The organism is Phenylobacterium sp. (assembly GCF_004297125.1).
Lineage (GTDB): Bacteria > Pseudomonadota > Alphaproteobacteria > Caulobacterales > Caulobacteraceae > Phenylobacterium.
The window spans coordinates 71,643-85,093 of record NZ_SCVD01000011.1 but is presented as its reverse complement, the minus strand read 5'-3'; the positions used below and the strand labels follow the sequence as shown (position 1 = coordinate 85,093).

Annotated in this window: 11 protein-coding genes; 5 read left to right on the top strand and 6 right to left on the bottom strand. The window is 71.0% G+C overall.

Annotated features, from left to right (window positions below; all coding sequences use genetic code 11):
• The first annotated feature begins 74 nt into the window (after positions 1 to 74).
• Positions 75 to 407 (top strand): STAS domain-containing protein, encoded by a 333-nt coding sequence (locus EPO51_RS05530; protein WP_293346987.1) that lies wholly within the window; start codon positions 75 to 77, stop codon positions 405 to 407.
• Here the strand turns inward: EPO51_RS05530 and EPO51_RS05525 are convergent.
• The 4 genes from EPO51_RS05525 to EPO51_RS05510 are packed head-to-tail and all read right to left on the bottom strand — an operon-like array spanning position 384 to position 5,734.
• Positions 384 to 1,625, bottom strand: coding sequence for a hypothetical protein (locus EPO51_RS05525; RefSeq protein ID WP_293346985.1), 1,242 nt, complete (start codon positions 1,623 to 1,625; stop codon positions 384 to 386). The genes EPO51_RS05530 and EPO51_RS05525 overlap by 24 nt on opposite strands.
• Positions 1,622 to 2,011, bottom strand: coding sequence for a cyclic nucleotide-binding domain-containing protein (locus EPO51_RS05520; RefSeq protein WP_293346983.1), 390 nt, complete (start codon positions 2,009 to 2,011; stop codon positions 1,622 to 1,624). Before EPO51_RS05520 ends, EPO51_RS05525 begins: the two co-directional genes overlap by 4 nt.
• Complete coding sequence (locus EPO51_RS05515) at positions 2,008 to 3,108, bottom strand: methyl-accepting chemotaxis protein (RefSeq protein ID WP_293346981.1); 1,101 nt, start codon at positions 3,106 to 3,108, stop codon at positions 2,008 to 2,010. Before EPO51_RS05515 ends, EPO51_RS05520 begins: the two co-directional genes overlap by 4 nt.
• Positions 3,098 to 5,734, bottom strand: a complete 2,637-nt coding sequence (locus tag EPO51_RS05510; RefSeq protein WP_293346979.1) for a hypothetical protein — start codon at positions 5,732 to 5,734, stop codon at positions 3,098 to 3,100. The genes EPO51_RS05515 and EPO51_RS05510 overlap by 11 nt, the downstream gene beginning before the upstream one ends.
• 112 nt (positions 5,735 to 5,846) lie before the next feature.
• On the opposite strand from EPO51_RS05510, the gene EPO51_RS05505 reads away from it, so the two are divergent.
• Positions 5,847 to 7,484: a PP2C family protein-serine/threonine phosphatase gene (locus tag EPO51_RS05505; protein ID WP_293346977.1), complete on the top strand. Its 1,638-nt coding sequence runs from the start codon at positions 5,847 to 5,849 to the stop codon at positions 7,482 to 7,484.
• Between the two features lie 128 nt (positions 7,485 to 7,612).
• On the opposite strand, the gene EPO51_RS05500 is transcribed toward EPO51_RS05505, so the two are convergent.
• Positions 7,613 to 8,401: a nucleotidyl cyclase domain-containing protein gene (locus EPO51_RS05500; protein ID WP_293346975.1), complete on the bottom strand. Its 789-nt coding sequence runs from the start codon at positions 8,399 to 8,401 to the stop codon at positions 7,613 to 7,615.
• A 142-nt stretch (positions 8,402 to 8,543) separates the two neighbouring features.
• On the opposite strand from EPO51_RS05500, the gene EPO51_RS05495 reads away from it, so the two are divergent.
• Genes EPO51_RS05495 through EPO51_RS05485 form a run of 3 tightly spaced genes read left to right on the top strand, consistent with a single transcriptional unit; the run spans position 8,544 to position 12,995 of the window.
• A complete protein-coding gene (locus EPO51_RS05495) occupies positions 8,544 to 11,060 on the top strand; it encodes a circularly permuted type 2 ATP-grasp protein (protein ID WP_293346973.1) in 2,517 nt (838 codons plus the stop codon).
• Entirely contained in the window at positions 11,057 to 11,956 is a 900-nt protein-coding gene (locus EPO51_RS05490) for a transglutaminase family protein (RefSeq protein WP_293346971.1), read from the top strand. The genes EPO51_RS05495 and EPO51_RS05490 overlap by 4 nt, the downstream gene beginning before the upstream one ends.
• Positions 11,949 to 12,995, top strand: coding sequence for a formylglycine-generating enzyme family protein (locus tag EPO51_RS05485; protein ID WP_293346969.1), 1,047 nt, complete (start codon positions 11,949 to 11,951; stop codon positions 12,993 to 12,995). The genes EPO51_RS05490 and EPO51_RS05485 overlap by 8 nt, the downstream gene beginning before the upstream one ends.
• Here the strand turns inward: EPO51_RS05485 and cueR are convergent.
• Positions 12,967 to 13,446, bottom strand: a complete 480-nt coding sequence (gene cueR / locus EPO51_RS05480; protein WP_293346967.1) for a Cu(I)-responsive transcriptional regulator — start codon at positions 13,444 to 13,446, stop codon at positions 12,967 to 12,969. The two genes, EPO51_RS05485 and cueR, sit on opposite strands and share 29 nt — an antisense overlap.
• Positions 13,447 to 13,451: the final 5 nt, after the last annotated feature.

The following is a 13,451-nucleotide window of genomic DNA, read 5'->3' as shown; positions in this document are numbered from 1 at the left end:
TCACGGTTGCCAGTCTAGTCGCGCGGCGAATGATCTCAAAGGCCGCGGCGACGGCGGGATCGCGAGGGGCCCCGATGCAGATCAACGAAGAGACCCGCGGCGACGTGCTCGTGGTGGCGGCGACGGGCCGGCTGGACTCCGGTTCCGCCGGCGAACTTGAAGCCGTCCTGCCCGCCCGCGTGCAGACCCATGACAAGGTCATCCTGGACCTGGCCGAAGTGCCCTACGTCAGTTCCGCCGGCCTGCGCGTGATGCTGATCGGCGCCAAGGCGGCTCGCGCCAAGGGCCACAAGCTGGTGCTCACCGGCCTCGCCCAGACCGTGCGCGAGGTGTTCGACATCAGCGGCTTCACCAGCATCTTCGCCATCGAGGCCGACGTGGAGTCAGCCCTCGCCAGCCTGGGCTGAGCCCGGCCGCACCACCGCCACCACGCCGTCCAAGCGCAGCAGCGTCGCCAGGTCGTCGATGATCGCGCTGGGATCCAGGCCCTCCGCGCGGACCACATAGGCCGCGACCCGGTCCGCGTCGTCGCCGTCCAGCAGGGCCAGCGCCTGGGCCGCGGGCGGCGCCTCGACGGACCACGCGATCCAGGCCACCCGCGTCAGGGCGAAGGCCGCCTCGCCCTGGGCGACGCGCGCGGTTGTCGCCAGGTTCGCCTCGAAGAACCGTCGCGCCGCCACAGCACGGGCCAGGGCGTCAGAGGGCGTGTCTCCGGCGCAGTCTCCGAGCACCAGCGTCGCGCGGCCATCGCCATCGCACAGGGCGTAGAAGCTTCCCGCCGGCGCGGCGCCCAGCATCCGGACCGCCAGGGCGGCGCCCGCCGCGGTGGTGGCGAGCGCCGCGAAGGCGGTCTCGCGGTGGGCCGCCACGGCGCCCGCCTCGTCGCGTTCCCGGTCGCGGCGCGCCAGCTCATGGCGGCCTCGGGCCATGCGGCCGGAGACGCTGGCCCGCATCAGCCGCACGGCCAGCGCCAGGTCGCGGGTCTCGCGGATCGCGAACCGATCCGCGTCCCCGGGCGGCTGGTCGGCCCGGATCGCCGCGATCATGGCGCTGTTGCGGGCCAGTTCGCGCACGATCAGCCGGGCTATCGCCAGCGCCAGCGCCAGGCCGAGCAGACCCGCCGCCGCCACGACACCGGCGATCAGCCGCTGCAAGCCCTCCACCTGGGCGAACAGGGGGTCAGCGTCGATCTGGGCGATGACGTAGCCGCCGCGCGCGACAGGGGCCAGGCCCGTGGCCATCCGCCTTCCGGTCGGGTCGGACCGGATCGGCGCCGCCACCGGCGCGCGCGGCGCTTCGAAGCGCCCCGGCCAGAACGCGGACGGGCGTCCGACGATTTGCACGGTCTGGCCATCCGGCCGCACGATGTAGAGGCCTTGCAGCCCCGTCACGCGTCGCGCGGCGTCGCGCAGCGCCTCCGTGCGGGCCCGATCCGCCAGTGCGTGCGCCAGGTCGTCCGACGCGTCGGCGAAGGCCGCCGTGGTGACCGCCGCGGCGATCGCCTGGCCAGCCAGGCCGCGCTCGGCCTCGGCCCGCTCCCAGAGGTACAGCAACGCTCCGTTCACGCCCGCCAGCAGCAGAAACAGCGGCGCGATCAGCAGCAGGAAGGTGCGCCGGATGCTCACGGCGCCGTCCGTTCCGCCAGGTCGCGCAGGCCCACCACGAACTCCGGGCACTCGCGCGCGATGGTGAACACATGCGGCTTGGCGATGACCAGCGCCTCAACACCCTCGGGCCCCGCCACGTAGTCGGCGCGCGCGGCCAGGCCGAACAGCAGGCCAGGCGCGTCGAACACCACCGGAGCCGCCGCGCCCCCGACCTCGACGCCGCCCAGCGGCGCCACGAACATGGCCTCGGCCACCACGCCCGCCGCGATCACCACCTTGCCGGGCGGGAAGGTCCTCACGCGGGCGTGGCGCGCGATGAGCAGGAGTTCCGCATCCTCCAGCCGCTGAAACGGTCCGACGGCGCGCAGGATGAACAGGCGCTGGACGGCCTCGGCGCCGATCATGCCCGGACCTCTTGCACGGCGCCGTACGCCGGGTTCGCCAGGTCCCGCCACGCCGCCGCCAGCCTGGGCTGCGCGGCGAAGCGTTCGGCCAGCAGGGTCATGGCCCGGTGCTCAAGCCGGGCCTCCAGCGTATCGCCCGCGGGCGTCCAGACGACGCGGTGCTTGCCGTCGGCCACCAACGTCACGGGCTTCGCGGCAGGCAGAGCGGCCTCCAGCCTGGCGGCGTTGCGTGCGCGGTCCAGGGCGAGCGTGTCGCTCCATGCCTCGCGCATGGCGGCCATCAGGTGCGTCGCCAGCTCCGCCAGCGCTTCGCGCAGCCGCGCGACCTCCCGCGGCGCCGCCACCACGGCCGGCGGGGCTCGGTCGCCCGCCGCGATCCTGAGCGCGTCGGCCTTGAGCCCCTCGATCGGCCGCGCCACCCACCGCACGATCAGCAAGGTCACCAGCGCCGAGGCGATCAGCGAGGCCACGCCGATCAGGGCGCTGGCGAACAGGGCGTTCTGCGTCGCAACCTCGATCACCGAGATGTTCACGTCGGCGCCCGCCGTGGCGACGATGCGCCCGTCCTGCGCCCGGATCGGCGCGGCGGCGGTCTTCAGCAGGCCCCACTGCTCCTGGAATTCGATCGGCGAGACATAGATCGTCCCGTCGGCGATCGTGCGGCGCAGGCCGATGCGGGTCTCGGGCGTCAGCTCGTCTTCCGACCCGATGGTCGAGTGTTCCTCGCCCTCGGTGGCGTCCAGGACATAGATCACGTCCTTTGGCCCGCCCAGCACCTGGGAATAGAGATAGGTCAGGCCCAGCTCGCGCCGCACGCGCCGCATCGGCTCGACGTTGCGCCGGTATTGCGGCATCGCCTCCACCGCCTCGGCCGGGGCGCGGACCTGGGCGGCGCGGATCAGGAAGTCGTGGTCGGCCGGATCGATCAGGGCGCCGGCGATCGCGCTGGTGGTGACCAGCTTGCGCGAGAAGCCGTCCAGGATGGTGTCGTAGAGCCGGTTGTAGACCAGCGCGCCCAGCACCACCGCCAGGACCAGGATCGCCGGCGTGAAGGTCCGCCACAGCAGGGTTTTGATCGGCGTCCCGTCAGGCGGCATAGGACCGGTCGTCCCTGGCCTTGAGCATGGTCAGCGCGAGGTCGGCGTAGCGGGCGGCCACCTCGTCGACGTCGGCGCGCGTGATCCAGAAGGACCGGCCCTCAAGCTTCAGCTCGACGGGCCCGCGGGCGGCGGGCGTGGGCGTCGCCCGCTCGGCCAGCGCCACCTGGGCGTCGATGGAGGCGTTCGCCAGGTCGGACACGCCGCGGATGGCCTCGACAAGATCGACGGCGGTCGGCCGGGGCTCCGCGTCCAGTCCCAACAGGTTGGTGAAGCTATCGCGGAAGATGGGCGCCATGTCGGACGTCAGGCCGCGGCGCAGGGCGGCGGCCAGTTCGGCGGGCGGAAGCAGGTCGCGCAGCGCCTGCGCCGCGGCGGCGGCCTCGAACCCGTGACCGCTCTCGACGGCGGCCTTCAGCAGATCGACCAAGTCGCCGGCCGCCGCCTCACCGGCGGCCCTGCGGTTGACCAGGGGGTCCAGCCGCTCCCACGTGGCGTGGCCCACACCGCTGGCGATGGCCTCCACCGCATTGCCGCGCACCTTCGGATTGGCCGAGTGCAGCGAGACGATGAGCAGGTCGAAGTCGGGCAGCCGCCCGCCCAGGGCCAGCAGTTCCAGAGTGAAGTCCACCGACTCGCCGATCCGCTGCCGATAGGCGTCAGCCAGCAGCCTGAGCGCCGGCGAACGCCGACCCTCGGCCGCGAACCGCTCGGCCACGCCCAGCCGGCGGCCCGTCTCGTCCAGCTCCTCGGTGACCAGCCGTTCCAGTTGCGAGACGAACTGGGCATGGGAGAGCGTGCTGAGCGCGCGCGCGGCCACGGCCCGGGCGCGGTAGGACGCCTGGTAGTTGGACAGCACCTGCATCAGGCGCGGGATCGCCGCGTCGCCTAGCCCGGCCAGCATTGTCTCGGTGGCGCGCAGCTCGCGCGGGCTGAGGCGCGCGGCGGCGCCCAGGATCTGGGGGATCGCCTCCACGTCGCCGATGGCGCCCAGCAGCTCCAGGATCGTCGCGCGGCTGGCTCGGTCCGTGAGGGGCAGGTTCTGGACCAGCGGCGCCACCAGGGCGATGTCGCCGGGGCCGACCACGCTGGCCAGCGCCTGCAACGCATATTTGCGCACCGACGGCGAGGGATCGGACAGCTTGGCGGCGAAGGCCTCGGTGGCGTCAGAGGCCTGGGCGGCCAGGGCGTCGCGGGCCGGCCGGGCGCCGCGACGGTGCAGCAGCGAGCGGGCCGCCTGCGCGGCGCCGGAGTCGGCCTCGGCCGCCTTCTCGCGCAGCAGGTCCGCGGCGGCCTCGTCGAACTGCGGCGCATGCAGGTCCGAGTCGCCGAAGTTCAGCCAGCCGCGCCGCATGTTGGCCTCCATGGCTGCCGGATAGTAGTGGCGCAGCGCCGCCACCACGGCGATCAGCGTGGCTCCAAGCAGCACGCCGATCCCTGACAGCTCGCGCATGTCGGAATTCTTGGCCGCCAGCAGGAGGAAGCCGCCCGCAAGCAGGCTGGCCAGCGGCTCGCACAGCCCTTCGACCACGGTGCGGAACGGCCGCTTCACCTGCGACGGCGTCGCGTTGAACAGCAGGTTCTGGTTGTTGTACTCGATCGACGTGAGCACGCCGTGATAGGCGAAGAAGGCCGCCAGCGCCGCCATCGTCCCGCCCGCCAGGAAGAAATAGCCGAACACCGCGAAATAGGTCAGCGGTAGCACCAGGGCGACGTTGCGCACCCCGATCCGCGTCACCAACCGGTTGAACACGAACAGGCAGACGATCAGGTTGAAGATGCTGGCGCCCGCGTAGAGCCGGCCGAACAGGGTGGCCAGTTGGGCCTCGTTGCGGCCCGCCTGCAGCACGGTCGAGTACTGGTACTCCGCCAGGTTGGTCATCAGGAGGGTGACGAACAGCGTCAGCACCAGGGTCACCGCATAGGGCGAGGTCCTGAAGGCCCGGCCCACCTGGCCCAACTGGCTCAGCACGCTCTTGCTGTCGCCGTCCAGGTCGGTGTCGCTGTCGGCGATCCGTTGCCAGCGGCGGCGCAACAGCAGCGCCACCGGGGCTGTCGCGAACGCCACGGCCGCCCAGACCAGCAGGAAGGCATGCATCGGCAGGACGCTGGCCAGCAGGCTTACGATCAGCGCCCCGATGGCGGAGCCCAGCGCGCAGAAGGCCGAGAACAGCGGGAACAGCCGCTTGGCGTCCTGGATGTCGAAATAGGCGTCGGTGAAGTTCCAGAACAGCGAGTAGAGCGCGATGTACCACATCGCCAGGTACAACTTCAGGACGTAGTAGAGCCCGGTCTCGTACGGTTCCGGCAGGCCCACCTGGATCAGCCCCCACAGGATCGCCCCGCCGCCGATCAGCGCCGCCAGCGTCACGTCCACGACGTGGTCGATCGAGAAGCGGACCAGCAGAAACGAGAAGATCGCCGTGTAGATGAGCATCACCGCCGGCGTCAGCAGGAAGATCACCGGCAGCTTGTCAGGCCCCACGTGGGTCAGGAACGCCGCGTCGCCGGCCGCGAAGCCGATGCCCATTCCGGTCTGCAGCAGGAGGCCGAACAGCCCGAACTGCAGGAGCTTCGGCCACTCGCCGCGCTCGACCCGGAACACACGGTTCAACAGCCCCTGCACGCATTCCCCTCGCGCGGCGGCGCCGCTCGCACCGCGTTAACGTCCATCGCCTAATTTTCTATAGACTAGCTTCGACTTCCCCGAACGCCCGCCGACAGGTCCGCGCCCCGCGATGAATGAGCCCGCATCCGAGATCGCCGCGCCGCGTCGGAGATTCGGGCTCAAGACCCAGCTCCTGCTGCTGCTGTTCACGCTCAGTTTGGTGTCGGCCGCGGCCTACTCGGCGGTGCTGTACAATATCGACCGCACCGAGATCATGGCGGGCATCGACGGCCGCCTGCGCACCGCCGCCCTGGCCGTGAACGAGATTGTCCCGGACGAATACCACGCCCGCATCATCGGCCCTGAGTCGATCCCGACGGCCGAATACGACCGCCTGCAGTACCGCCTCTCGCGCTTCGCCGCGCGCTCCGACCTCGTCTACGTCTACACCTACATGAAGTTCGGCGACGAGATCCGCACGGTCTCCACCAGCGCCACGCCGCGCGAGATCGAGAAGCGCGCCCAGACGAAGTTCTTCGCGCTCTACGACACCGCGCCCAAGCTGCTGCACCAATCCTTCAACGACGGCCAGCCGCGGTTCGACGAGTACAGCGACGCCTTCGGGCGCTTTCGCTCGATCTACGTGCCGGTTCAGGGCGTCGACGCCCGGACCTATGTGATCGGCGCCGACGTCGACCTGGCCATGGTGCAGCAGCGGCTGATCCAGGCGCTGCGGATGTCGATCGGCGTGGGCGCGGCGATGTTCGGGCTGTCCATGCTGCTGGGCTGGCTGCTCGTGGACCGGATCGTCGGGCCGCTGATCCGGCTCACGGAATTCACCCGCAACATCGGTCAGCGCAACTTCCAGCCCGACGAGCGCGAGCTGGCCGCCATGAACGCCATCAGCCGCCGCCGGCCCGACGAGGTCGGTAGCCTCGCCGAGGCCATGACCGCCATGATCGCCCGGCTCCAGCGCTACCTGCTCGAGATGCAGCAGGCCACCGCCGCCCGCGAGCGCGTCGAGGGCGAGCTCTCCGCCGCGCGCGACATCCAGGTGGGGATGCTGCCCCGCACCTTCCCGCCCTTCCCCCAGCGCCACGACGTCGACGTCTTCGCCCTGCTGGAGTCCGCCAAGCACGTGGGCGGCGACCTCTACGACTACGCCCTGATCGACGAGAACCGCCTGTTCTTCGTGGTGGGCGACGTCTCGGGCAAGGGCGTGCCGGCCGCCCTGTTCATGGCCATGACCACGACGCTGTTTAAAGCCACCGCGCTCACCGCTGGGTCGACCGGCGAGATCATGGCCCGCGTGAACACCGAGCTGGCCCGCGACAACGCCCAGGAGATGTTCGTCACCGCCTTCAGCGGCATCCTCGACCTGCGCACCGGGGCGGTGGAGTACTCGGACGGCGGCCACGAGGCGCCCTTCGTGCGCCGCGCCGACGGGTCGGTGGCGCGCCTGCCGAAGCTGAAGGGCATGGCGCTGGGCGTGATCGGCGACGTGCCCTACGGCAGCGCCACCTTCCAGATGGCGCCCGGCGACGCCCTGATCCTGTTCACCGACGGCGTCTCCGAGGCCGCCAACGCCGAGGACGACCTCTTCACCACCGACCGCATCGAGACCGCGCTCGCCACCGCCCGGGCCGACAACTCGGCGCGCCGGCTGGCCGAGGGCTTGGCCTGCGACGTCCGCGTGTTCGTCGGGGCGACGCCGCAATCCGACGACATCGCGATCCTGGTGGTCCGCTACGAGGGACCGGCGGCCTAGCGCGCCGCGGGCGCTGTATATTTGAACCGCGGAAAACGCAGAAGGGCGCGGAAGAGGCCGTGGCTGATGCGCCTTCTGCGTCTTTCTGCATTTTCCGCGGTTGAATCCTTTCGGCGCTGACGCGCCAATTAGCCGCCCAGCTTCACCGGCCTGCGCTCGCGGCCGTGCATCTTGCGCAGGTAGTGGCGCATGTCCTCGATCGTCCGGCCCAGCTCGGCCTCCGACGCCGGCTTCTGGGTCGCGGCCATCGCCATCAGCGCGTCCTGCTCGACCTCCCACGGCAGGAAGGCGAACGACTGCCCGGCCTCCAGCATCCAGACGATCGGATAGGGCCGCCCGAACATCACGCCCTTCAGCGGCTCCTTGCCCATCAGGTAGAGCGCGGCGCGGGCGGCGTTGCGTGCGCCCAGCACGGTCTCCAGCACGTCCAGAGAGATCACGAGGCTGCCCGGCCGGGCGAACTTGCTGATCCGGAAGCCCAGGTCGATGTCGGGGCCGATGAAGTCCAGGTGCGCGCCCGCGCCGCTGCTGAGCTCGGGGATCTCGATCTCGATATTCTGGCCGTCGAACCCCGCCAGCCAAGCCGTGCCCTTCAGGCGCAGGGGCAGCTGCTGGAAATGCCGCTCTTCGTAGAGCTGCATGGTCCTGAGCAGCGCGATGAGGATCGAGGTCAGCTCCTCGGCGCTGGACGGGGTGGTCACGAACACCACCTCGTCGCCCATCACCTTCCAGACGTCGATCGCCGGGGTCCGGTCGTCGTCGAGAAATTCCAGCCCGACCTGGCCGGCCGCCATCAGCGGGAAGCTGGTGAAGAAGGTCTGGAAGATGCCCAGCCAGCCCTCCGAGCCCTGGCCGGTGAACCGGGCCTTGAATTCGGTCGAACCGACCATGTCGACCGACAGGAACAGGCGCAGCATGGATCCCCCAGATCAGCTCAGGCCCGCCATACTAGACGGATCGGAACCGGACCATAGCCGCGAGGCCGGGTGACCGGGCGCCGACCTATGCTACGGTTCGAAAAGGGAGCGGCGATGAGAACTCCGGAACAGGGAACAGCCGGTGGCGTCTGACACCACCATGGCGCCGCGACCGCCAGCGGGGGCGTCCCCCGAGCGTCTGTCGCAATGGCTGGCGGGCTACCGCCCCCTGCCCGGCGTGCCGGACGAGCTTTTCGACGCGGCAGGAAAGCCGCGCGGGCATTGGCTGGGCTTCCTGCGTGAGTTCGCCAGTTATCCGGACGCCGATTCCGACGGCCGCTTCGGCATGGCCGCCCGCCACATCCGCGATTCAGGCGCCTCGTACCGCATCTATGGCGAGGAGACCGAGCGCAGCTGGCCGCTGGACCCGCTGCCGCTGATCATCCCCCAGGCCGAGTGGGACCAGATCGCCGCCGGGGTCACCCAGCGCGCCGAACTGATGGAGGCCATCCTCCGCGACATCTACGGCGAAGGCCGCCTCGTCAACGAGGGCGTGCTGCCAGCCGCGGCCATCACCGGCAGCCCGGACTTCCTGCGGGCCATGCGCGGAGTGGCCCCGCCCGCCGGCCGCTACCTGCAGATCTACGCCGCCGACCTGGGGCGCGGCCCCGACGGCCGCTGGTGGGTGCTGGACGACCGGGCCCAGGCGCCGTCGGGCGCCGGCTACGCGCTGGAGAACCGGCTGGTGGTCTCCAGGGCCTATCCCAACCTCTACAACAGGCTCAACGTCCACCGCCTGGCCCCCTTCTTCGACGCCCTGCGCCGCGGCATGGCCGCCACCGCCGACCGTAGCGAGCCGCGCATCTGCCTGCTGACCCCCGGCCCGTTCAGCCAGACCTATTTCGAACAGGCCCACCTGGCCCGCTACCTGGGCTTCCTGCTGGTCGAGGGCGACGACCTGGTGGCCCGCGACGGCAAGGTCTGGGTCCGCACCATCGCCGGCCTGAAGCGGGCCGACGTGATCCTGCGCCGGGTGGACGCCGACTTCCTGGATCCGCTGGAGCTGAACGCCGCCTCGCGGCTGGGGACGCCCGGCATGCTGGAGGCGATCCGCGCCGGCGGGGTCACCGTCCTCAACATGCCGGGCTCCGGCGTGCTGGAGAGCCGCGCCCTGCTGAGCTTCATGCCCGGCCTCTGCCGGCGGCTGCTGGGCGAGGAGCTGAAGCTGCCCAACATCGCCACCTGGTGGTGCGGCCAGGCCGCCGAGCAGGCCCTGGTCGAAGCCCGACTGGACGAACTCGCCGTCGCCCCGGCCTTTCCCGGCAGCGGCCACTTCGCCGAGCCCCGGCTGGCCGCCGACCTGTCGCCGCAGGAAATGGCTGTCCTGCGCCAGCGCCTGGCCGAGCGCCCCGGCGACTTCGTGGGCCAGGAGGTGGCCCAGCTCTCCACCATGCCCGTCTTGCGCGACGGCCAGCTCCAGCCGGCGCCCTTCGCGCTCCGGGTCTTCGCGGCGGTGACGCCAGAGGGCGTCCGCATCCTGCCCGGCGGCTTCTGCCGCACCTCGGACCGGCCCGACGCCCGGGTCATCTCCATGGGCGAGGGCGCGCGCACGGCCGACGTCTGGGTGGTCGACGACAAGCCGGTGGAGCGCCTCAGCCTGATCGCCAGCGGCGACGAGGTGAAAGTCCGCCGCATCCTGGGCCACCTGCCCAGCCGCGCCGCCGACAACCTGTTCTGGCTGGGCCGCTACATCGAGCGCACCGAGGCGACCCTGCGGCTGGTCCGCGCCCTCTGCTCCAGCCTGATGGATTCCGAGAGTTCGCTGCACGGCCGCGGCCAGACCTTCGAGTCCCTGCGCAGGGTGCTGGTCGACTGGGGCGCGCTGGACGGTGAGACACGGCCGGCCCGCGCGCTGGATTCCGCCCGCGACGCCCTGCACGACGCCAGCGCCTGGGGCTCGGTGACCTACCTCGTCCGTTCGGCCAAGCGCACGGCCTCCGGCATGCGCGAACGGCTGTCGGCGGACTTCTGGGGCCTGTTGGTCGACCTGGAGGGCGACCTCGCCGGCGGCGCCAACGAGATCCACTCCGAGGCCCAGGCGCTGGAGCAGGTGGAGAAGGCCCTGCGCCACTTGGCCGGCCTGTCGGGACTGACCCAGGAGAACATGAACCGCGTCGCCGGCTGGCGCTTCCTGGACATGGGTCGCCGCATCGAGCGCGGCGCCAACACCTGCCAGCTCGCCCGCACCTTGGCACACGACGCCGCGACCATCGACGACCTCGACCTGCTGCTGGACCTCAACGACAGCCAGATCACCTACCGCGCCCGCTACCTCGTCGGCCTGGCGCTGAACGCCGTCCGTGACCTGGTCATGCTGGACCCGTTCAACACTCGCTCCGTCGCCTTCCAGGTGGCGGCGCTGAAGGACCACCTGGCGGTGCTGCCGACCCTGCAGGAGGACGGGATCCTGGAGGAACCGTCGAAGATCCTGCTGCCGCTGGCCGCCGAACTCGAGACCGAGGACGCCGCCACCCTCCACGCCGACAAGGTCAAGACCTATGAGGCCGCCCTGATGCGGCTGTCCAACGCCGTCGCCGACCGCTTCTTCCTGCAGGGCGCCAACGCCGTACCGACGGTGAAGCTGGTGGGCCTCGCTTGAAGTACCGGCTGCGTCACCGCACGACCTACGCTTACGAGCGGGAGGTCAGCTTTGCGCGATGCGTGTTGCGCCTGACGCCGCGCTCGTCGGCGACCCAGACGGTGCTGGAGAGCGCCATCACCGTGACGCCCGAGCCGTCGGCGCGCCTGGTCCGCATCGGCCCGTTCGGGGCCGAGATCCTGACGGTGACCGTCGACAAGCCCCACAAGGCCCTGGTCATCGAAGCCAACTCCCGCATCGACGTCCATGTGCCGCCGGCCGGCGACCCGGACGCGAGCCAGCCCTGGGAGGTGGTCAGAACCCGCGCGCTCAACACCGCCGACCTCAGCCCCGACGGCCCCGCCTCCTACCTTTTCCCAACCGTGCGCACGCCGATCGTGCCGGAGATCACCGAGTACACGCGCCAGAGCTTCCCCCCGGGCCGCCCGATCATCGCCGCGGCGTCCGAGCTCAACGACCGCATCAACCAAGAGTTCAAGTACGACCCCGGCGCGACCGAGGTCTCCACGCCCGTCGCCCAGGCCTTCGCGGCGCGGCACGGCGTCTGCCAGGACTTCGCCCAGATCATGATCTGCGGCCTGCGCGGCCTGGGCCTGCCGGTGAAGTACGTCTCGGGCTACCTGCGCACGATCCCGCCGCCCGGCCAGCCCCGGCTGGAGGGCGCCGACGCCACCCACGCCTGGGTCGCGGTCTGGTGCGGCGACGCGGCCGGCTGGGTCGGCTTCGACCCCACCAACGCCATCCTGGCCGGCAACGACCACCTGGTGCTAGCTATCGGCCGCGACTACGCCGACGTGGCGCCGATCGACGGGGTGATCCTGGCGTCCGGCGACCAGACACTGAAGGTCGAGGTGGATGTCATTCCCGAAGAGGAGCCGACCGCGGCGCATGCGTAGAGTAACCAGTATCCCCGCCGTCCTCGTGATGGCGTCGCTGTCGCTGGCCGCCTGCGGCCGCCCCTCGGCCAGGACGGAAGCCGTCGCCGCGAAGCGCACCTGCCTGGCCGCCCAGCCGGCGCCCGCCGCCGCGCCCTCGACAGCCGGCATGGTGCTGGTGAAGGGCGGCGAGTTCCTGCAAGGCGCCCAGCCCGCCCGCCGCGAGGAAGGCCCGCCCCGCGCCACCAAGGTGGGGGCGTTCTGGATCGACCGGACCGAGGTCACCAACGCCGACTTCGCCCGCTTCGTCGCCGCCACCGGCTACGTGACCCTGGCCGAGAGGCCGCTCGATCCGAAGGCCTACCCCACGCTCGTGGGCGACCAGCTCAAGCCCTCGGCCATCGTCTTCGTGGGCGCGAAGAGCCCGAGCGACGGACCCGGCCAGTGGTGGCAGGTGGTCCAGGGCGCTGACTGGCGCCATCCCGAGGGGCCCGCGAGCTCCATCGCCGGCAAGGACAACCATCCCGTCGTCCAGATCGCCTACGACGACGCGCTGGCCTACGCCCGCTGGCTGGGCCGCGACCTGCCTACCGAGGCCGAGTGGGAGTACGCCGCGCGCGGAGGCTTGAAGGACGCGGCCTACACCTGGGGCGACCGGCCGCTCGACCTGCAGAAGCCGCAGGCCAACGTCTGGCAGGGCCCCTTCCCGCAGTCCGACGCCGGGACCGACGGCTACAAGGCGCAGACCGCGCCGGTCGGCTGCTTCGCCGCCAACGGCTACGGCCTGGTCGACATGGCCGGCAACGTCTGGGAATGGACCAAGGACTGGTACGCACCCAACCTCGACCCCAGCCAGATCGTCGATCCCGTCGGCCCCACCGAGCGCGAGGCCTACCTGCCCGCCACGCCGGACGAGAAGCGCCACGTCATCAAGGGCGGCTCCTTCCTCTGCGCCGACAACTTCTGCTTCCGCTATCGCCCCCCGGCGCGGGAGGCCGGCCCCACGGACACGGGTTCGGACCATGTGGGGTTCAGGACGGTGCTGCGGGTGAAGGGATAGCTATGGTCTCTCGATAGGTGTCGAGGTTCGGGGAGCGCCGGGCCGCCTGCGCCGGCCGCGCTTCACCCACCTGGAGATCGGCGAGGATCGGACAATCGGGCCGGTCGTCTCCCGCGCACGACCCGGAAAGATGGCGCAGCGCGTCGGCCATCGCCTGCATCTCCGCGATGCGGCCTTCGAGCTCCGCGACATGCTCTTCGGCGATCGCTTTCACGTCGCGGCTGGGTCTGGCGCGGTCACGCCACAGCGACAGCAGATTGGTGATCTCTTCCACCGAGAATCCCAGGCCCCGCGCGCGCTTGATGAACCGCAGCTCGTTGACGTTCCGATCGTCGAAGTTCCGGTAGTTGCTGTCCGTCCGGTCGGCCGGCTGCACCAGGCCGATCTGCTCGTAGTAGCGGATCATCTTCGCGCTGACGCCCGATGCGCGGGCCGCCTGACCGATGTTCATCCTAG